At 46.6% G+C, this 21,649-nt stretch carries 17 protein-coding genes; 8 read left to right on the top strand and 9 right to left on the bottom strand.

Annotated features, from left to right (window positions below; translation table 11 throughout):
* Positions 1–2: 2 nt before the first annotated feature.
* Entirely contained in the window at positions 3–1,334 is a 1,332-nt protein-coding gene (gene aptA / locus ELS82_RS01415; protein WP_004414603.1) for an omega-aminotransferase AptA, read from the bottom strand.
* A 244-nt stretch (positions 1,335–1,578) separates the two neighbouring features.
* Here aptA and ELS82_RS01420 point away from each other — a divergent pair, with 244 nt between their 5' ends.
* Together ELS82_RS01420 and ELS82_RS01425 are read left to right on the top strand one after the other, a co-directional pair.
* Positions 1,579–2,127, top strand: a complete 549-nt coding sequence (locus ELS82_RS01420; RefSeq protein WP_004414604.1) for a cupin domain-containing protein — start codon at positions 1,579–1,581, stop codon at positions 2,125–2,127.
* Positions 2,128–2,143: 16 nt separating this feature from the next.
* Positions 2,144–3,631 carry an aldehyde dehydrogenase gene (locus tag ELS82_RS01425; RefSeq protein WP_134833877.1) on the top strand — a complete coding sequence of 496 codons (1,488 nt, stop codon included), beginning with the start codon at positions 2,144–2,146 and terminating at the stop codon, positions 3,629–3,631.
* 134 nt (positions 3,632–3,765) lie between these two features.
* Here ELS82_RS01425 and ELS82_RS01430 read toward each other — a convergent pair whose 3' ends face one another.
* The 7 genes from ELS82_RS01430 to ELS82_RS01460 all read right to left on the bottom strand — a co-directional run bounded on the left by ELS82_RS01430 (position 3,766) and on the right by ELS82_RS01460 (position 11,325).
* Positions 3,766–4,308: a cupin domain-containing protein gene (locus tag ELS82_RS01430; protein WP_004414610.1), complete on the bottom strand. Its 543-nt coding sequence runs from the start codon at positions 4,306–4,308 to the stop codon at positions 3,766–3,768.
* A gap of 125 nt (positions 4,309–4,433) precedes the next feature.
* Positions 4,434–5,276, bottom strand: a complete 843-nt coding sequence (locus ELS82_RS01435) for an ABC transporter permease subunit (protein ID WP_004414613.1) — start codon at positions 5,274–5,276, stop codon at positions 4,434–4,436.
* A complete protein-coding gene (gene potH / locus ELS82_RS01440; RefSeq protein WP_134833878.1) occupies positions 5,276–6,190 on the bottom strand; it encodes a putrescine ABC transporter permease PotH in 915 nt (304 codons plus the stop codon). Before potH ends, ELS82_RS01435 begins: the two co-directional genes overlap by 1 nt.
* Complete coding sequence (potG, locus tag ELS82_RS01445) at positions 6,187–7,329, bottom strand: putrescine ABC transporter ATP-binding subunit PotG (protein ID WP_004414616.1); 1,143 nt, start codon at positions 7,327–7,329, stop codon at positions 6,187–6,189. Before potG ends, potH begins: the two co-directional genes overlap by 4 nt.
* Positions 7,330–7,376: 47 nt before the next feature.
* Positions 7,377–8,486 carry an extracellular solute-binding protein gene (locus ELS82_RS01450; protein ID WP_004414618.1) on the bottom strand — a complete coding sequence of 370 codons (1,110 nt, stop codon included), beginning with the start codon at positions 8,484–8,486 and terminating at the stop codon, positions 7,377–7,379.
* Between the two features lie 44 nt (positions 8,487–8,530).
* Positions 8,531–9,880, bottom strand: coding sequence for an aspartate aminotransferase family protein (locus ELS82_RS01455; protein WP_134833879.1), 1,350 nt, complete (start codon positions 9,878–9,880; stop codon positions 8,531–8,533).
* A gap of 113 nt (positions 9,881–9,993) precedes the next feature.
* Positions 9,994–11,325: a glutamine synthetase family protein gene (locus ELS82_RS01460; protein WP_004416670.1), complete on the bottom strand. Its 1,332-nt coding sequence runs from the start codon at positions 11,323–11,325 to the stop codon at positions 9,994–9,996.
* Between the two features lie 324 nt (positions 11,326–11,649).
* On the opposite strand from ELS82_RS01460, the gene ELS82_RS01465 reads away from it, so the two are divergent.
* Positions 11,650–13,044 carry a glutamine synthetase family protein gene (locus ELS82_RS01465; RefSeq protein ID WP_134833880.1) on the top strand — a complete coding sequence of 465 codons (1,395 nt, stop codon included), beginning with the start codon at positions 11,650–11,652 and terminating at the stop codon, positions 13,042–13,044.
* Between the two features lie 28 nt (positions 13,045–13,072).
* Positions 13,073–14,350, top strand: coding sequence for an NAD(P)/FAD-dependent oxidoreductase (locus ELS82_RS01470; protein ID WP_134833881.1), 1,278 nt, complete (start codon positions 13,073–13,075; stop codon positions 14,348–14,350).
* Positions 14,351–14,431: 81 nt separating this feature from the next.
* Here ELS82_RS01470 and sohB read toward each other — a convergent pair whose 3' ends face one another.
* The gene (gene sohB, locus ELS82_RS01475) at positions 14,432–15,493 is read right to left on the bottom strand and encodes a protease SohB (protein WP_134833882.1); all 1,062 of its coding nucleotides are present in this window, start codon (positions 15,491–15,493) and stop codon (positions 14,432–14,434) included.
* 89 nt (positions 15,494–15,582) lie between these two features.
* Here sohB and ELS82_RS01480 point away from each other — a divergent pair, with 89 nt between their 5' ends.
* From ELS82_RS01480 to ELS82_RS01495, 4 genes are all read left to right on the top strand, one after another.
* Complete coding sequence (locus ELS82_RS01480; protein WP_134833883.1) at positions 15,583–16,326, top strand: YciK family oxidoreductase; 744 nt, start codon at positions 15,583–15,585, stop codon at positions 16,324–16,326.
* 148 nt (positions 16,327–16,474) lie between these two features.
* Complete coding sequence (imuA, locus tag ELS82_RS01485) at positions 16,475–17,152, top strand: translesion DNA synthesis-associated protein ImuA (RefSeq protein ID WP_134833884.1); 678 nt, start codon at positions 16,475–16,477, stop codon at positions 17,150–17,152.
* A gap of 2 nt (positions 17,153–17,154) precedes the next feature.
* Positions 17,155–18,555 (top strand): Y-family DNA polymerase, encoded by a 1,401-nt coding sequence (locus tag ELS82_RS01490; protein WP_134833885.1) that lies wholly within the window; start codon positions 17,155–17,157, stop codon positions 18,553–18,555.
* A 9-nt stretch (positions 18,556–18,564) separates the two neighbouring features.
* On the top strand, positions 18,565–21,636 hold the full coding sequence (locus tag ELS82_RS01495) for an error-prone DNA polymerase (protein ID WP_134833886.1): 3,072 nt from the start codon (positions 18,565–18,567) through the stop codon (positions 21,634–21,636).
* The last annotated feature ends 13 nt before the right edge of the window (positions 21,637–21,649 follow it).

Below are 21,649 nucleotides of genomic sequence, written 5' to 3' on the forward strand. Positions count from 1 at the left end.
AATTATTCCTTGTATTCAATCGTGCTCAGCACATCACTTAAAATATTAAACAGTTCATCAATATGGTGTTTTTCAAGAATGAGTGGTGGTGACAAGGCAATGATGTCGCCAGTGACACGTATCAGTGCCCCTTTCTCATAACAGGCTTGGAAAACTTGGAAGGCTCGAGACCCCGGCTTACCGGCAATACTCGATAACTCAATACCTGCCACCAATCCATAGTTTCGCAGGTCAATAACATGCGGAAGCCCTTTAAGACTGTGTACTGCGTCTTCCCAATATTGCGAAAGGTCAGAAGCACGTGTATACAAGCTCTCTTGACGATAGATATTGAGAGTGGCTAATCCCGCTGCCGCTGCCACAGGGTGGCCTGAGTAGGTATAGCCGTGAAACAATTCGATCGCCTGACTCTCTGGGCTGACCATCGCATCGTGGATCTCATCACTAACAAACACCGCTCCCATTGGGATCGCACCATTGGTGAGCCCTTTGGCACTGGTAATGATGTCTGGAATAACATCAAATTCTTGCGCGGCAAATGGGCTGCCAAGGCGTCCAAAACCGGTAATGACCTCATCAAAGATCAGCAAAATACCATGTTGAGTACAGATTTCTCTTAACTTCTTCAGGTAACCTTTTGGTGGCAGAATGACACCTGTCGATCCTGCGATAGGTTCAACAATCACCGCGGCGATGTTGCTCGCATCATGCAGAGTGACGATGTTTTGCAAACTTTCTGCCCAACCAGGATCATAATCTGGTAGACCACGGCTAAAACCACTGTGTTCAATACTGAGAGTGTGAGGAAGATGGTCTACCCCAGTCAGAAGGCTACCGAAGGTTTTACGGTTGTTGACAATACCACCGACCGAAATACCGCCAAATCCTACTCCGTGGTAGCCTCTTTCTCGGCCAATCAGGCGAGTGCGTGTTCCCTGTCCAATCGTGCGTTGATACGCCAGCGCAATCTTCAGCGCAGTATCAACGGACTCAGAACCTGAGTTAGTAAAAAAGACTTTATTCAGTCCTGCTGGGGCAATTTCCGCCAGCTCTTCAGCAAACTGAAATGGTAGAGGGTGACCCATTTGAAATGTCGGCGCAAAATCTAGGTTATGGATTTGCTGGCTCACAGCTTCGCTGATCTCTCTGCGTCCATGGCCTGCGTTGCAACACCAGAGTCCTGCCGTACCATCCAGCACCTGACGGTTGTCATCTGTGCGATAGTACATTCCTTCGGCTGAAACCATCATTCTTGGTGATTGCTTGAACTGCGAATTAGCGGTAAACGGCATCCAAAATGCGTCTAGGTTGCTTGTGTTTTCGAGATCCTGCATGTGCATTTCCTCAATCAATGACTAAGACGTTGTTGTCTGTGATATCAATTAAAGCGTTTCTTTTAATAAACACCTAACCATTTTGTTAAAATTGTGTTATAAAATATTTAACAAAAACGACTATAGCTCGGAAATTTTCGCCATGCAATGTTTAAATTTTAAACATTACGGGTCAAAAGTGATGAAATAAACACCTATCCGTGTTTAATTTACTAATCACCGATGTATTTTGAGGATTCACATCATGGATACGGCAATTGGCACTCGTTTTAAAGCACTTCGCGAGAAAGCAGGACTCTCTCAGCGAGAGCTCGCTAAACGTGCAGGGGTAACAAATGGCTTTATTTCTCAGATAGAAAATAACGCTGTCAGCCCCTCAGTGGCCTCTTTAAGCAAATTACTTAGCAAAATACCAACTTCGATGGCCGAGTTTTTTGCCATCGACGACCCACAACCAGAGCAGTTCTACACACGAAAAGAGGAGCAGCCAGAGATTGGACAAGGAGAGATCAGTTATCGTCAGGTTGGTCATTTTCATGGCGACCGGCATATCGGTATGCTGCGAGAAACCCTCAAGCCTGATGCCGATACGGGCGAAGAAATGCTCACGCATGAAGGCCAAGAGTGCGGTGTTGTCGTTCAAGGCCAACTTGAACTTACCGTCGATCTCCATACCGTTACACTCCATGTTGGGGATGGTTATTACTTTGATAGTACCCGCCCTCACCGTTTTAGAAACACGGCTGAAGAAGAGTGCGTCATCATAAGCGCAAATTCACCAGCAAGCTTTTAAGGATTAAGGCACAACTATGGATACTATGTACTGGCAGAACAAAGCAGAGACGATTAAGTTTTCAACGCAAGCGTTTATTAATGGGCAATTGCAAGACGCAAACAATAGGGAAACATTTGAGATCATTAACCCTGCAACTGGCCGTGTTCTCGCGTCTGTTGCGCGATGCGCTCAACAAGATGTTGATCTTGCCGTATCAGTCGCACGCCAAACCTTTGAAAGTCGTATTTGGGCAGGTTTACCCCCCTCGGAGCGAAAGTCCATTCTTCTTAACTACGCCAAAGTGATCGATGAACACAAAGAGCAGTTTGCGGTATTAGAATCACTCGACATGGGTAAGCCAATCGGAGATGCGATGGGCTATGATGCGCCCGCGACAGCGCGCTGTATTGCGTGGAATGCAGAAGCGATTGATAAGATCTATGACGAAGTTGCGCCAGTGACAGAGGGAGCTTTAGCACTGGTTACCAGAGAAGCTCTTGGCGTAGTGGCCGCGATTGTCCCTTGGAACTTCCCAACTGTCATGGCTGCATGGAAAATCGGCCCTGCGCTTGCGACAGGTAACTCGGTGATCATTAAGCCATCAGAGAAATCTCCACTCACGGCGATTTTACTGGCCGAATTAGCCAAGAAAGCGGGTATCCCAGATGGCGTGTTACAGGTTCTACCCGGCTTTGGTCACGAAGCAGGGCAAGCGTTAGCACTGCATAACGACGTTGACTGTATTACCTTTACAGGCTCAACTGCGGTCGGTAAAAAACTGCTCTCTTTTGCCGGCGAGTCTAACCTTAAACGCGCCTTTATGGAATGTGGCGGCAAAAGCCCTCATATCGTTAACCATGATGTTAAGGATATTGATAAAGCCGCAGCGACCGCGGTTTCAGCCATCTGTTATAACCAAGGCGAAGTGTGTACTGCGGGCTCTCGGTTACTGGTTCACTCTTCGATCAAAGATCAGTTTATCGAAAAGCTGCTAGACAAGGTTAAGAACTGGCAGCCAGGTGATCCTCTCGCGTCAGATACGCGCGTTGGTGCGATTGTTGATGAAGCTCAGTTTAAGCGCGTTCTTGATTACGTTGAGATAGGTCGACAGGAAGGCGCTAAGCTCATCTGCGGCGGTCAACCAGTACGTCAAGAGACAGGTGGCTACTTTATACAGCCTGCAATTTTTACTGAAGTCACTCGTGAGATGCGTATTTTCCAAGAAGAAATTTTTGGTCCAGTACTCTGTGTCTCGACATTTGACACCATCGAAGAGGCAATTGAACTGGCGAATGACAGTGACTACGGTTTAGCTGCCGGGATTTGGACAGCGGATATTTCAACCGCTGTACGCTGCTCACGCGCGTTACGTGCTGGCACAGTGTTCGTCAATAACTGGGATGGTGGAGACATGACGATGCCATTTGGCGGCTATAAACAAAGTGGTAATGGACGCGATAAGTCATTGCACGCACTAGATAAATACACCGAAATGAAATCAACATGGATTGAGTTAGATTAAGCTCGCTCACCCGTAAAACGACACATCCCGTGGTACCTTGTTCATAAGGTATCACGGGACATAAATAGGTAGTTAGGTAGATAATTAAATAGTTGCTTCACGCCAGGCTGCCATCACTAACAGGGCGCAAGAGTTTAAAACGTCGGCGGTGTCGCAGCACTAATCAACTCACACTCGACTTTACCTTTATTTCTGAAGCGGTGCGGCTTTCTGGTTTCAAAGTAATATGAATCACCCGCTTTAAGCACCTGAGTCTTACTCCCGACGGTGATTTCAATTTCACCACGGATCACCACCCCACCTTCTTCACCTTCGTGCTGCAGAAAATCCGGACCGGTATCTGAACCCGGCGGATAGAATTCACGTAAAATGGCTAGCTGCCTACCTTCACGCTTAGCGCCAACAAGTAGCATCTTTATCTTGCCATCGCCGAGATCCGCCATTTGATCGACCGTAAAAAAGATGTCGTCTTTCGCCTCGACTTCAAGCGTAAAAAACTCACCCATAGAGATTGGAATGGCATCGAGGATTTTCTTCAGTGAACCCACCGATGGATTTACGAGGTTCTGCTCGATTTGAGAAATCATTGAGTTAGTGACACCACTGCGCTTAGCCAATTCTCTCTGAGACAGCCCGCGCATCGTTCTGATTGTTTTCAGTTGTTTCCCAACATCCATGGCCTATCCTCTGAAAAGTTATTGCAACACTAACAACACAAATTGATTATCATTACGCAAAATTAAGCCAACAATTATAAATAAAGGTGATGACATAGCAAGCTATACCACCACCTTCAATAGTGTTATTCGTCAGCGAGTTTCATTTCCAGTTGCCGACGCTTTTCCGCTTTGGCCATCACCCACCAAGCGATAAAGGTCGCACAGGCTACCGCCAAGATAATCAACGTTGCTAGTGCATTGATTTTGGGGCTAACCCCTAACCGGACGCTGGAGAACACCACCATCGGCAATGTCGTCGCACTTGGCCCAGAGACAAAGCTCGCTATCACTAGATCATCAAGAGAGAGTGTAAACGCCAGTAGCCAGCCAGCTAGAATCGCTGGAGCAATCGTCGGTAAGGTAATTTGGAAGAAGACTTTCCACGGTGGCGCGCCCAAATCCATCGCCGCTTCCTCAATCGAGCGATCGACCTCTTGAAGGCGAGAGCTGACGACAACTGTTACATAAGCTGTACAGAAGGTCACATGGGCTATCCAGATGGTCAACATACCCCGCTGCGAAAAAATATCGAACACTTGTCCGAGAGCTATAAACAATAGGAGTAGTGACAAGCCCGTAATCACTTCCGGCATCACCAGTGGTGCGGTGATCATAAAGGCAAAGCCGGTTTCACCACGGAATTTGCCAAATCGATTCAAGACAAATGCCGCGATGGTGCCGAGAACAACCGCAGCACTGGCCGACAGGAAGCCGATTAACAAGCTCAGTTTAACCCCGCCCATCAGCAGATCGTCTTCTAACAGCTCAAAGTACCACTTAATAGAGAAGCCAGACCATACCGTTACCAATCTGTTCTCATTAAACGAATAGATAATAAGAATCATAATGGGTAGGTATAGAAACGTTAGACCCGCCGCGAGTATTGCCCACTTCCATTTGGTTTTGTATACAGGTATTGCGTCCATTAGCTCGCCTCCAACTCACGTTTCTGATAGCGGTGGAACCACAGTATCGGAATCATTAACAGTAACAGCATCACAATGGCGACAGCGGAAGCCACAGGCCAGTCTCGATTATTGAAGAACTCTTGCCATAGGACTTTACCTATCAATATTGAATCCGGTCCGCCAAGCAGTTCTGGAATAACGAACTCTCCCACCGCTGGAATGAACACCAGCATCGAACCCGCAATGATCCCCGCTCTGGTCAGAGGCACTAGGATGCTAAATAGCGTGGTCACAGGCTTAGCCCCAAGATCGCTCGATGCTTCAATTAATGAGTAGTCCACTCGCATCAAGGCGGTATAGATAGGCAGAACCATAAAAGGAAGGTAGGTATATACAATGCCAATATAGACCGCAACATCGGTATGGAGGATCTTCAAAGGCTCATCAATCGCACCCAACGACATCAACATATTGTTAAGCAAACCATTGTTTTTCAAAATGCCAATCCAGGCATAGACACGAATCAAGAAGCTAGTCCATGACGGCAATATGATGAGCATTAAAAGAACATTTCGCGTCGCAGGATTTGAGTGAACAATCGCCCAAGCAATCGGAAAGCCAATCAGCAAACATAGCAGCGTCGAGACCAAAGCGATACGAATGGATTGTAGATAAGAAGAGATATAGAGATCATCTTCAACCAGATATTGGTAGTTACCGATATTGAGCAGCAACTGTATTTGCTGCTCGGCATAACTCCACAGTTCACTATAGGGTGGAATGGCAATCTGTGCTTCTGCAAAACTGATTTTGAAAACAATTAAGAACGGGAGTAAGAAAAACAGTAACAACCACCCATAGGGGACCGATAGTAATAAACACTTTGGCGTGGGAACAACACGCCAGAAGTTGAGTTTGGCATGAGTTTTCATATCTTAAGCACCACACTACTTTCCATTTCCCAACAAAGATTGACTCTTTGTTCCCATGTCGGCATGTCCTTGCGGTGTCGGCTGGTGTTTTGTAGTGTTGCTGTCACTAATTTACCGCTGTCTAATCGCACATGATAGATGGATTGATTGCCCATATAAGCGATGTCTTCAACCACACCTGAACAGAAGTTCTCAGCATTGGATGCGTGTTCGCAGAGCATCATTTTCTCTGGTCGTATCGCGATATAAACCGGAATCCCCGGCGCACCGGAAACGCCATGTGCAATTTGAATTGGTGTAGCAAGGTCGGGCGTAGCAATGGTGGCACTATCTTTGTTATTGGTCGCTAGGACACCTTCAAACACATTAACTGAGCCGATAAATCTTGCGGTGTATCTTGAGTTCGGGTGTTCGTAAATCGCTTCAGGCGAGCCGATCTGAACAAACTGGCCTTTATTCATGATCGCAATGCGACTTGCCATCGTCATCGCTTCTTCTTGGTCGTGCGTTACCATCACACATGTCACGCCAACACTTTCAAGAATGTCGACCACCTCAAGTTGCATTTTCTCTCTTAAGTTCTTGTCCAATGCCCCCATCGGCTCATCAAGAAGCAGCAATTTAGGTTTTTTGGCTAGACTACGAGCCAGCGCAACCCGTTGTTTTTGTCCACCAGACAGTTGATGAGGTTTACGCTTGGCGTAGTCAGACATTCTGACTAACTCCAACATCTGCTTTACGGTCGCATCAATTTCTTTCGCCGGCATGCCATCTTGCTTTAATCCATAAGCAATATTCTTTGCCACCGTCATGTGAGGAAACAGTGCGTAGGATTGAAACATCATATTTACTGGGCGGCGATAAGGTGGAATATTGGCTAGGTCTTCTCCGTCGAGTAGAATTTGCCCTTCCGTTGGCTGTTCAAAACCCGCTAACATTCTCAGCAACGTCGATTTACCGCACCCAGAAGCCCCCAATAAAGCAAACAGTTCCCCTTGATTAATGGTCAGATCAACATTATCTACCGCGACATGGCCGCCAAAATCCTTGGTCAAACCGCGAATCTCAAGCAGAGGTTTCGGCGGCTCAGGTTCAATTTGGCTATGAGCTAAATCGGTTTCAATAGACATCACACTCATATCATTCTCCCTACAACGGCGAGCCCATTGAGAGCTCGCCTTACAACTTAGTTTTTAATAAAGTCAGTCCACGTACGGGTTATTGTGCGTGAAACTTTATGCGGCAACATTTTCGAGCTATATAATTTCTCTTGTGCCTCAGGCGTAGGGTAGATGCCTGGATCGTCTAGGATTTCCTGATCGATGAACTCACGCGATGGTAAGTTAGGGTTTGCGTACCAAACATAGTTACTAACTTCAGCAATGACTTCTGGACGCATTAGGAAGTTGATAAACAGGTGAGCGTTTTCTGGGTGTTTCGCTTCTTTCGGAATCGCCATCAAATCAAACCACGCAAGTGCGCCTTCTTTCGGAATTGAGTAGGCAATTTCTACCCCATTATCCGCTTCAGCTGCACGATCGGCCGCCTGAAGAACATCACCAGACCAACCGATAGCAACACAGATGTCACCATTAGCTAAGTCATTGATATATTGTGAAGAATGAAAGTAAGTCACGTAAGGACGAACTTGCTTAAGTAACGCAAGGGCATCCTGTTTGTAATCACTGGTTTTAGTACTATTTGGATCTTTACCCAAATAGTTAAGTGAAGCCGCCATAATCTCAGACGGAGCGTTCAAGAAACCCACACCACACTGAGCGAGCTTTTCCATATTCTCTGGCTTGAAGACCAGCTCCCAACTGTCGACTGGCGCGTCCTTACCAAGAACTGCTGCTACTTTTTCGACGTTATAACCAATACCCGTCGTGCCCCATAGATATGGGATCGAGTAATCGTTATTCGGATCAACGGTATCAGCCAGAATCGACATCAACTTAGGGTCTAAGTTTTTGTAGTTACTTAGCTTAGCTTTGTCTAGCTTCTGGAAAGCCCCCGCTTTGGCCTGACGTCCTAAAAAGTCGTTACTCGGTACAACAATATCAAACCCAGTATTGCCCGAGAGAATTTTTGCTTCTAACACTTCGTTAGAATCAAAAACATCGTATACGACCTTAATGCCTGTCTCTTGTTCAAACTTCGCTATCGTGTCTTCTGCGATATAATCTGACCAGTTATAAACGTTAAGAACTTTCTCTTCGCCTGCGTGCACCACTGAAGGTACAACAGCGATCGCTGCGCCTAACGCTATGCCGATATATGCTTTTAGTTTAACCATTTGGATCTCCGTTCCTCTTGCTTGTTGCTCGTGTACGTGACCGACTAAGACTTGACGTCCGCCAATGTGTTATCTAATGCTTGTTTCGCTTTAGTGACTAATTGATCGATTTCATCCTTGCTGATAATCAGTGGTGGCGAACAGATCATTGAGTCGCCCACCGCTCGCAAGACAACGCCAGCGTCAAAACAGTGCTCTCGACAGCGAGTCCCTACGTCGAGATCTTTGTCAAAGCGCTGATTGGTCTGTTTGTCAGCAACCAGTTCAATCGCACCAACTAAGCCTTTGCAACGTGCTTGACCGACTAATGGATGATCCGCCAGCTCGCCCCAACGCTGCGCAAAGTATGGAGCAATCTCTTCACGTACTTGATTGACGACATTAAGTCGCTGCATCTCTTTGATGTTGGCAATAGCTACCGCACACGCCGCCGGATGGCCTGAATAAGTGAAGCCATGCGCAAACTCGGTATCGGCATCGGTCAACACTTTGGCTACATGATCTCGAACCATCACCCCACCTAACGGTAGGTATCCGGACGTAATGCCTTTCGCCATACACATCAGATCAGGTTTAATGTTGAAAGCTTGGCTAGCGAACCATTCTCCAGTACGGCCAAAACCACAGATCACTTCATCGACAATCAATAAGATTTCGTACTTATCACAAATTCTTTGGATTTCTGGCCAGTAACTGTCTGGTGGAATGATCACGCCACCAGCACCTTGAATCGGTTCTGCGATAAATGCAGCAACGTTATCTTCCCCTAGCTCGAGAATTTTTGCTTCAAGCTGACGAGCTCGCTCTAAACCAAATTCATTGAGGTCTTGTCCTTGGCCCTCACCAAAGTGGTATGGCTGATCAATATGAACAATATTTGGTAGCGGTAGACCGCCTTGTGCATGCATAAACTTCATGCCACCTAGACTTGCACCCGCCATGGTACTGCCGTGGTAAGCGTTGTGACGACTGATGACCGTTTGCTTACTCGCTTTCCCTTTACTCGCCCAGTAATGACGCACCATACGCAACACTGTGTCATTACACTCAGAGCCAGAACCGGTGAAGAAAACGCGGTTCATCCCTTCAGGTGTAATTTCAGCCAGTAGAGTCGATAGTTCGACTGCCGGTGGATGAGTGGTTTGGAAGAACAGATTGTAATAAGGCAGTTGCTTGAGCTGCTCTGTTGCTGCATCAATCAGTGGTTGGCTGCTGTAGCCAAGGTTGACACACCATAGCCCCGCCATACCATCAAGAATTTTATTACCATCCTCATCGTAAATATAAACGCCCTCAGCTTTAGTAATAATGCGAGAACCCTTAGCATTTAGTGACTTAAAGTTAGTAAATGGGTGCAGACAATGTGCACTATCTTGTTCAATCCATGTAGACATAGTTAACTCTCATCTTGATCAGATATCGAAATAAACTTGGCAAACTGACTGCCTGACTAGCTCGCCTTACATCAGGTCAATTGGCTATAGTGCCAAATGACTCAAGTCGTGATTTATACGTTCAGTAATAGGAACTCACGCTCCCAAGAACTGATCACTTGGAAAAATGTTTTATACTCTTTGCGCTTGATAGCCACATAAGCAGAGACAAAACGGTCACCTAATATCTCGCGCAGCTCATCACTCTGCTCAAGTAATACCAAGGCATCTTCAAGTGTGTGTGGTAACGAGTACGGTTCTGTCGTCATATCACCAGTGCTTTTAGCCGTTGGTGTGAGTTTCTCTTTCATGCCTAAGTAACCACACGCGAGAGTCAGTGCCATGGCCAAATATGGGTTGGCATCTGCGCCGGCATAACGGTTTTCAATACGTCGCGAACCTTTGTCCGAAATCGGTACACGTAAACCTACGGTGCGGTTATCTTCCCCCCAAGCAACATTGGTTGGTGCCGATTCACCAAATACCAGACGGCGGTAAGAGTTGACGTTAGGAGCAAAGAAAGAAATCGCGGCTGGAGTATACTTCTGCATCCCGGCGATATAGTTGAGGAAGAGTTCGCTGTTTGATCCATCTTCATCAGCGAACAGGTTTTTACCATTGTCATCAACCAAGCTTTGGTGAATGTGCATCGCACTGCCTGGTTCGTCTTCCATCGGCTTGGCCATAAAGGTTGCGTAAACATCATGTTTAAGCGCCGCTTCACGAACCGTGCGTTTAAATAGAAACACTTGATCGGCTCTGTCGAGTGGTTCGCCGTGATCGAAGTTCAGCTCCATCTGAGCAGCGCCCGATTCGTGAACCAGAGTATCTACATCCAGTTCTTGCGCTTCACAATAGTCGTACATATCTTCGAAGATAGGGTCGAACTCGTTAACCGCATCGATACTGAATGACTGACGCGCAGTTTCTGGGCGACCATTGCGGCCAATTGGCGGCTCTAATGGGTAATCCCAGTCGAGGTTTTTCTTCACCAAAAAGAATTCTAGCTCTGGCGCCACAATCGGGTTCCAGCCTTCTTTTTTGTAGAGATCTAACACGCGGCGTAGCACAGCTCGTGGTGAGATATCGACCGGATCACCCTCCACTGTGTAACAATCGTGAATGACCTGTGCCGTCGGCTCTTTAGTCCAAGGAACAAAACGAATCGTATTTGGGTCCGGTTCCAGAAGCATGTCTTTCTCTGTTAGGTCAATCATGCTTTCATCATCGGGCCAGTCACCAGTCACTGTTTGGAAAAAAACCGCTTCGGGAAGGCGCATACCTCCCTCTCGAAGAAACTTTTTAGCAGGCATTATCTTGCCTCGCGCATTACCGGTAATGTCTGGGATCAGGCATTCAACCTCAGTAATCCTATTACTCTCAATCCACTTAGTTATCTTTTCCATGAATACTTCACCTATTGTTTGGCGACAAATTTGTCAGCGACTTGAAATAGGATTGACCTTGAGTTGGTTAATTGTCAACCACAATTGTTAATTATTTTGATAATTTGATACATGTATTTTACAAATAATTAACAATAGTGTTGTGTTTTACTAAACGTTATGTAAGGTTAATATCGTGCGTTGGATGTTTTTTCATCACTATGAGTAGGATTGTTATCGGCAAAAATATGGCTAACGTGTGGCTCAACACACGAAGGAAGGAAAGTAAGGACGCACTTGCACATCCCCCATAAACGGTAATCAATTGAAGGAAACGAATAAACAATGAACGAGCTAGTCAAACAAACTATCACCACCCCACAAGAGGCACGCTCCGTTCACGGAACGGTTGGCATGGTAAAGCAGTTCATCAGTGCGAATCCTCTTGTCACCACAGTCGACCTGATGCTGTTTGATATTAACGGAGTTATCCGTGGTAAAAGGGTCAACGCTTCGCAACTGGATAAAATCTCAGAGCAAGGTATATGCTTACCCGCGTCTGTTTTTGCATTAGATATTTGCGGCGAAACCGTCGAAGAAACAGGTTTAGGGTTCGAACAGGGAGATGGCGATAGACTATGTATGCTAGTCGACCATTCATTACAGCTCACTCCTTGGCTTGAAAGCAGCGCACAGGCAATTGTCACTATGTATGAGCCGGACAGCCAACAACCGTTCTTTGCCGATCCGCGCCATGTTCTACAAGGACAATTAGACAAATTTGCTCAGCGTGACTTAACACCGTGTGTTGCCATTGAACTCGAGTTCTACCTGCAAGATTTAAAACCGGATGCAGATGGTCAGCCCCAGCCACCAATCATGCCACTCAGTGGTGAACGAATGACCCAAACTCAGGTCTATTCGCTCGACGAGTTGGATGAGTTTAAAGCGTTTCTTGATGAAGTGATCGCAACATGCGAGACACAAAATATTCCCGCCGACAATATTACCGCCGAATACGCACCGGGGCAGTTTGAGGTTAACTTGCGCCACTGTAGCGACGTTCTACTCGCCTGTGACCAAGCGATGCTGCTAAAAAGAGTGGTACGCGCAGTGGCGAAGAAGCATGGGTTCTATGCCAACTTTATGGCTAAACCTTATACGGAGCATGCGGGCAATGGCTGCCATGTGCATGTCAGTCTGCTTGATAGCAACGGTGAAAACATCTTCGCTGGCGACCAAAACACCCTGCTCCATGCAATAGCCGGCATCCTTAATCATATGGATGAGAGTATGGCCGTGTTAGCGCCGAATGCGAACTCCTATCGTCGTCTACAACCCAATATGTTTGTTCCGCTACAAGCGACTTGGGGCTGGGATAACCGAACGGTTGCCGTCCGTGTACCTGCCAGTGAAAACAGCAACCGCCGCATTGAACATCGAGTTGCCGGTGCTGATGTAAACCCTTACTTAACAACAGCAGTGATCCTAGCGTCGATCCTCGACGGAATAGAGAAGAAACAACTCCCTCCCGCTCCAATTGAAGGTGATGCCTCATTGGTTGAAGGTCCATCAATCCCCACATCATGGCAAGCAGCACTAGAATTGTTCGACCAAAGCCATTTCTTTAAAAACCAATTTAGCGAGCAGTTTTGTAAAATCTATCTCGCCAATAAACAGCATGAGCAAGAGCACTTTTCAGCTCAAGTATCCCCACTTGAGTACCAATGGTACAAGTAAGTTCAACTTTAGTTTTAAGGACAAGGCTATGAAAGCAATGCACACGCACTCTTACTACGCAGCGTCAGCAAATCAAAATTTCGATTTCCCGACGTTAAAAGGCGCACACAAGGCAGACGTTTGTGTCGTTGGCTCAGGTATTACGGGCGCGACCGCTGCACTTGAACTTGCCAATCGTGGTTTTAAAGTCATTGTTCTTGAGGGTAAGCGAGTCGGCTGGGGCGCATCGGGCCGTAGTGGCGGACAGGCGATTTTTGGTTGGGCATCGGAGCAACACACTTTAGAAAAGCTCGTCGGTAAATCAGACGCTCGTAAGTTGTGGGATATGTCAGTTGATGCTCTAACACTGACTAAAGCTAACATTAAAAAATACAATATCGACTGTGATTGGCGCGATGGTATGGTGCACTTGGGCATGAAGCCAAGGCATGACCGAGAACTCCAAGCATGGCATGACGATCTTACAGAAAACTATGACTACCAATCTCTCGAAATGTGGGATCAAGATAAGACACGGGAACATATCGCTAGTGACCGTTATACATCCGGTATGTTTGATGCCAACAGCGGCCACCTTCACCCTCTGAACTACACGCTAGGCTTGGTTAAAGCCGCTCAAGCTGCGGGGGTTGAATTCTATGAGCAGAGTGAATGTAAAAAGATTGAGCATGGTGACCCAGCGACACTATTTACCGCTCAAGGTAGCGTCGAAGCAAATCATGTGGTGCTGGCCTGTAATGCTTATATGGATGGGCTGGAAACCAAACTAGAAAATCGTGTTATGCCCGTCGGTACTTATATCTGTGCCACTGAACCACTAGGTGAAGACGTCACAGATCAACTGATGAAGGACCACATCTCAGCGTGTGACATTAACTTTGTACTTGATTACTTCCGCTGCTCAGGCGATCACCGAATGTTATTTGGCGGCCGTGTTAGCTATTCAGGGGTTGCTCCACTCAATCTTGAAAAAGCGATGCAGTCACGCATGGTCGATATCTACCCACAACTTAAAGACGCCAAGATCGATTTTGCTTGGGGTGGCAATGTTGCCATCACTCTCAATCGCGCCCCACATTTTGGCCGTATCAAGCCCAATGTCTACTTCGCACAAGGCTTCTCCGGCCACGGTATCGCTGCAACCGGTATGGCGGGAACCTTAATGGCAGAATGTATTGCGACCACTGCTGAGCGCTTCGCCATTTTTGACAAGATTCCCCATCACCCATTCCCGGGTGGGCGCTTGTTCCGCACCCCTGCATTAGTGCTAGCCATGTCTTATTTCCGAATTCGAGACATGCTATAGCCGCACTGGCTACAACACCTATTTCGCATTAAATACAAAAACGCCCACCAAATGGCGGGCGCTATTTAACAGGTCATCCGTTTACACGATTGGACGTTGACCTCGGTCGATAAGCTTCATCAGTACATTGTCAGCCGCTTCGCCCGCAAGACCTGCAAGCTTGGAAGTGAGCTTTTTCTTCTCAACATAGTGAATGGCCAATACGGTTTTCTCTTTGCACGCTTCCACAACCAGATCGTCTGAGGTTTTGATCTCATCAACCAAGCCTAGCTCATGCGCTTGTGTACCGAACCAGTGTTCACCTGTTGCCACTTTATCTAGCTCAAGTGCAGGACGACGTTCGCGGATAAAGTCTTTGAACAAGCCATGCGTTTCTTCTAGCTCTTGCTTGAATTTCTCACGCGCTTTATCAGTATTTTCACCGAACATAGTCAAAGTACGTTTGTATTCACCCGCCGTTAGCTGTTCATACTCAATATCATACTTCTTAAGCACTTTATTAAAGTTTGGTAGCTGAGCAATCACACCGATTGAGCCTACGATGGCAAATGGAGCAGAAACAATTTTGTCTGCGATACATGCCATCATGTAACCGCCACTTGCCGCCACTTTATCTACCGAGATAGTCAATGGCAGCTTAGCCGCTTTAAGACGATCAAGCTGAGATGATGCTAGGCCATAGCCGTGAACCATACCACCGCCAGACTCTAGGCGTAGCAGCACCTCATCACCTTCACGAGCCACTGCTAGAATCGCAGTCACTTCTTCACGTAGCGATGCGACTTCTTTGGCATCAATACTGCCTTTGAAATCTAAAACAAACAGATGTGGTTCGCGTTTGCTATCAAGATCGCCTTCTTTTGACGCTTTCTTGATCTCTTTTTCGCGAGTTTTGTTTTTCTCTTTATCTTGTTTTTTCTCTGCTTTATCACGAGCTTTGATAAAGGCTTCATCATGCAGGTGGTGCTCTAACTGCTCTACAGTATGCTTGTGCTGTTCAGTTAAGTTGGTAATTTCCAACTCACCTTTCGCTGCACCGCTTTTTCCACCAACCGCTTTGGCTATAACTAAAATCGCAATCACTGCGACTACGACAGTCACAATCTTGGCTAAAAACAGCCCGTAGTCCAATAAAAATTCCAATGTGATTATCCTCTAATGTGCGAATTAGTGTATTGTAACCACCATCTTACGGAATCATAAAGTAAATCATTACAATAAGGATACACATCGTGGAATATGCTGTTTCTTCAGATGCCTTGAAGGGTAAAGTCATTCTGGTAACTGGTGCGGGCGCAGGTATTGGTAAACAAGCCGCTCTTTCTTATGCTCAGCACGGCGCAACTGTGATTTTACTTGGTCGTACAGTGAAAAAACTGGAACAAACTTACGACGAAATTGAAGCTGCGGGATACCCACAGCCAGCGATTATTCCGCTTGATATGAAAGGCGCGACGAAGCAAAACTACCTTGATATGGTCGATACCATTGAAGGTCAGTTCGGCCGCTTAGATGGCGTACTTCACAATGCAAGTCTGCTCGGTGTGATCAGCCCATTTGACCAAATTGGCGAAGATACCTTTGACGACATCATGCAGGTGAACGTAAAAGCGCAATTTTTGATGACTCAAGCAGTTTTACCACTGCTACATAAGTCTGAAGATGCTCGCATTGTCTTTACCTCTTCAACTGTAGGTCACAGCGGTCGTGCATTCTGGGGCACTTACGCAATGTCGAAATTTGCCACTGAAGGTATGATGCAGATCCTTGCTGATGAACTCAGCGACACCACTATCCGTGTTAATGCGATTAACCCAGGTGCGACACGTACAGGAATGCGTGCCAAAGCGTACCCTGCAGAAGATGCCGATCTGCTAAAAACACCACTGGATATCATGCCACTGTACCTATACTTGATGGCACCAGAAGGTAAAGCAGTCAATGGCGAGTGTATTGACGCTCAGCCAAAAAAGTAATCGCTAACTCGAATACTTTCTAAATAAAATTCAACGCCTTGTGTTTTCAAAGTAGAAACACAAGGTGTTTTTTTATCCATTCGATCACTCACACCCTTGCCGATAATTAATAATTATTTATACTGTATATATACACAGGTAAATTGTTATGTATGAATTAATCGAAAACCTTAAACAGAAACAATGGCTTTGGTCTGGAGTGCAAACTCCAGAACATTCTGACTACTATCCGACAGGCTATGATCTGCTTGATCAAAAGCTAGAAGGGGGATTTCCTAAACACGGCGTGGTTGAGCTCCAAGGTACGTCAAGTATTGGCGAACTGCGCCTATTAATCCCCCATCTAAAAAGTACCAGCCAAGAGCGCTTATCGGTTTTTATTCAGCCTCCAGGGTATCTCTGTGCAGAACAGCTATGCAATGAAGGTATTGATAACAATAAAGTCTTACTTGTCTACCCAAGAAACGAGAAAGAAGCATTATGGGCTGCAGAGCAATGCCTACGCAGTGGTGCCTGTAGCAATGTGCTGCTGTGGCACTCTAGCCTTGAAGTACACCAAGCTAGGCGTTTACAGGTTGCAAGTGAGCGCGGTAATGCCGTCCATTTTTTGTTTAAGACCGAGAACAAACACGTTTTCTCTTTGCCCGTAAACCTGAGCATGCGCTTAACCCCTCATCCATCAGGTCTCGAAGTCGCTATCACCAAAAGAAAAGGTGGGTGGCCACAAGGCAGCTTCATTATTGACATGTCATCTCACTGGCCAAGCCTGACGCTGCAGCCAAAACCGCCAGTGGTGATTCCGTTCCCGATCAGACAGCAAGGTTAAACATGCAGAGCTGGATATATCTTCACTTTCCAAGCTTACAATCAGACGGTCTGTTTTCAGAACACACCGCCCTACCCTTAGCGATCGTTGAATCTAAACGATTTAAGGTCGTACAGCACAATATGACCGCCCATGAGCAAGGCATAGAGATCGGTATGGGTTTAGGGACAGCCAGTGCACTCTGTCACCAGCTGCAAGTCCACCCTTATGATGAAGATGTAGAGCAGCAAGCCTTGATGAACATCGCCCAATGGCTGTATATGGTGACGTCTGATATCTGTCTGATTCCACCCCAAGGTATACTGCTTAAAGTGACCAATATGCTTTCTCTCTATGGCGGATTAGAGTGCTATTGGCAACGTGTGTCCGAGCATTTAGACCAACTCGACTTTCACTATCAATTTTCGATTGGTTTCTCTCCTTTTTCAGCAATGTTACTGGCGAAAGCAAATACACAGCTATTAACGCTAGATAAACAGGTCATTATTGATGCTCTCAAGCCTTTCCCACTCCAAGCCACCGAGCTAGAGATAAACAAAATCGAGAAATTACAAAGAGTCGGAGTAGCAACTTTACGTGAGTTACTAGACATACCGATACAAGAACTGGCTCGTCGTTTCGATATTGATTTAGTTAATTACATTGGCCGACTCATGGGACAATTTAAGCACCCGATTGATTTCTTTCATCCACCAGAGCAGTTCGAGAACTATCAAGAGTTATTGTTTGATATCGAGAACATCCAGTGGCTGGAAAAACCGTTATCTAAGCTGCTTAAAAAACTAGAAATGTTCTTAACCTTACGCAACCAAGTCGGTTATGAGCTTGAACTTGTGTTGCACCAACGTGATAAACAAGCCTGCTCCGTTCACTTTTATTCGGCCAGTGGTGATTACTTTGCCAAGCGTTGGATAGTGCTGTGCCAGCTGACGATGGAATCTTTACAGCTAGAGGCCCCCGTTCAAGGCTTAACACTACGCTTAATCCGCAGTGGTGAGCTTGAGTCCACCAGCGCTGATCTGTTTAAAGGTTTTCAAGGCGAACAAACTGAGATGGAATTAATCGGTCTTCTGCAAGCGAAGTTAGGCAAAGAGCAGGTACGAAAAACCGTTCACAGCCACGATCCTCGCCCAGAAAAATCCACCTTTCTGTGCGATCCGACGCTGCCGATACCAAACAAGCTGGCGAGCAATAAGTTACGACCTAGCTTTATGCTGCCTACCCCAGAGCTTCTATCGGAAAAAGTCTCACTGATTCAGGGCCCAGAGCGCTTTGTCACTGGATGGTGGGATGGTGATGACATGACCCGGGATTACTTCGTCGCACGCAGCGACCAAGGGCGCTGGCTATGGGTATTTCGTAACCAAGATAAACAGTGGTTTACCCACGGTCTATTTAGTTAAGGTAATGCTATGGCTTATGCTGAACTTTTCTGTCAGAGCAACTTTTCCTTTCTAATCGGAGCCTCTCATGCCGAAGAGCTGATCTTGCAGGCGGATTTTCTCCGCTACCACTCACTGGCCATCACCGATGAATGCTCTGTGGCAGGTGTCGTGAGGGCTTACAGCGCGATAAAAAATCAACAGCTCAATATCAAACTGATTATTGGCAGCATGTTTTGGCTCAATGATGAATGCCAAGTTGTGCTGCTATGCCCTAGCCGCTATGCCTATGCTGAGCTATGCCGTATTATTACCAATGCCAGAAGACGCTCAGAAAAAGGAAAGTATCAGCTTTCTGAGTGGGATTTGATGTCGATTCGTCACTGCTTAGTTCTATGGCTACCTTGTCACAAGCCTAGTGACAATAAGTGGGGCCGCTGGCTTACTCAGCATCACCAGCATCGATTGTGGCTTGCGGTGCAGCGTCACCTATCATGCGATGACAAACAATATATTGAATACTGTCAGCAACTGGCCGATGAAATCCACTTGCCTATCACTGCCTGCGGTGGCGTGTTGATGCACACGGCTACACGTCTGCCCTTGCAACATACACTCAGTGCCATAAAACACGGCTGCAGCGTGAATGAGTTAGGCGAGCAATTACTGACCAACACCGAAAGAAGCCTGCGCAGTCAAGAAAAGCTCAACAAACTGTTTAAACCAGAGTGGTTAGCGGAAAGTGTCGCCATCGCCCAACGGTGCAGTTTTAGCTTAGCTGACCTTCAGTATGAATACCCAAGTGAGCTGGTTCCTGACGGCTATTCGCCCATGAGTTACCTTAAGCAATTAGTCGAAGCGGGTAAAAAACAGCGTTTTCCTGAAGGCGTACCTAGCGATATTCAGCAAACCATTGATAAAGAGCTCTGTTTAATCGACGAACTCAACTACCCTTTTTATTTTTTGACCATTCACGACATCGTGATGTTTGCCAAGCGTAATCATATTCTCTACCAAGGTAGAGGTTCGGCGGCGAACTCGGTTGTCTGTTACTGCTTAGAAATAACTTCGGTAGACCCAAGACAAATCTCGGTATTATTCGAGCGTTTCATCAGTAAAGAGCGTGATGAGCCGCCCGACATTGATGTCGATTTTGAACACGAGCGACGTGAAGAAGTTATTCAATACATTTACCAAAAATATGGTCGTGAGCGTGCAGCGCTTGCAGCCACGGTTATCTCTTACCGCTTTAAAAGCGCAGTACGAGATGTTGGTAAAGCGCTCGGTATTGAAGAAAGCCAACTCGATTACTTTATTAAAAACGTTAACCGTCGAGACAGAGCCCAAGGCTGGCAAGCACAAATTGTTGAGCTCGGCTTGCAACCAGACTCGCTCAAAGGTGAACAGTTCATTACCTTGGTCAACGAGATCCTTGGCTTTCCACGCCACCTATCTCAGCATGTCGGCGGCTTTATCATCGCGGCGGGGCCGCTGTATGAACTGGTTCCCGTTGAGAATGCGTCTATGCCTGATCGCACCGTTATCCAATGGGATAAGGACGACTTAGAATCACTCAAGCTACTTAAGGTTGATGTCCTTGCACTAGGTATGCTGTCTGCCATTAGGAAGTGCTTTGACTTGATTGCGAAATTCCACCAGCAAACGCTCAGTATTGCCGATATTACTCGTCGCCAAGACGACGCTAATGTCTATCAAATGATCCAACGAGCGGATACCGTTGGCGTATTTCAGATCGAGTCACGCGCACAAATGAGCATGCTACCACGACTCAAACCTGCGACTTACTATGACTTAGTGATTCAAATCGCGATTGTCAGACCGGGACCAATCCAAGGCGATATGGTTCACCCTTTCCTCAAACGTAGAAATGGTGAAGAGCAAATCGACTACCCATCAGAAGAAGTGCGCAGTGTCTTGCAGCGCACGCTTGGCGTACCTATTTTCCAAGAGCAGGTGATTAAAATTGCTATGGTCGCCGCTGGCTTTAGTGGTGGTGAAGCCGATCAACTAAGGCGAGCCATGGCGGCTTGGAAGAAGAGTGGTGACCTCGTCAAATTTAAAACCAAGCTGATTGAAGGCATGCTCAGTCGAGGTTATCAGCTAGAGTTTGCCGAGCGAATCTTTGATCAAATTCTCGGCTTTGGTGAATATGGCTTCCCTGAAAGTCATTCGGCCTCCTTTGCTGTTCTCGCTTATTGTTCAGCATGGTTGAAGCACTACCATCCCGAAGCTTTCTATACTTCTTTACTCAACAGCCTACCAATGGGCTTTTATAGCGCCTCACAGCTGGTACAAGATGCTCGTCGTCATAAGGTAGTCATCTTGCCTATTTGCGTGAATGCATCGCTCTATGACCACCAGATGGTCTCTCATCAAGGTGGCTTGGCAATTCGCTTAGGGTTTCGCCAGATCAAAGGTTTTAGTCAGCAAAGCGCCAAGCAACTTATCCATGCCAGAGCCAAAAGCGGTTTTACGCATGCAGGCCAAATCAAACATATTGGTCTAAACCGTCGAGATGTCGAACTACTTGCTTCCGCCAATGCCATGCACACGCTAAGCCAAAACCGTTACCAGACTCGCTGGGCAATGATGGACTCACTCTCCGACTTGCCGCTGTTTCAAGATACCCAAGATGACACAGCGCCACTTATCGGTACGCCAACAGAAAGCCAAACATTGCTTGAAGATTATGCATCGACTGGGCTTTCTCTTGCTAAGCACCCTATTGCTTTGCTTGATGACGCTGGTGTACTCGGGCGCTTTACTCGTATGCAAGAGCTAAAAAATAAGGAGCACCAATCACTAGTCACCGTGACAGGAGTCGTGACCGGAAAACAATCACCAGGCACAGCCGCTGGTGTTACCTTCTTCACCTTAGAAGATGATACGGGCAACATTAATGTCGTGGTTTGGAAAGCCACCGCGAGAGCGCAAAAATCCGCTTACTTAACCGCGAAAATACTGCAAGTAAAAGGCATTTTGGAAAAAGAGGGAGAGGTTCATCATGTCATTGCAGGGCGTTTGATCGACATGACCGATAGACTGCAAGGGCTACATAGTAAATCTCGCGACTTTCATTGAACACAAAAAGTTA

Source organism: Vibrio ouci, from assembly GCF_004551525.1.
GTDB classification, from domain to species: Bacteria; Pseudomonadota; Gammaproteobacteria; order Enterobacterales; family Vibrionaceae; genus Vibrio; species Vibrio ouci.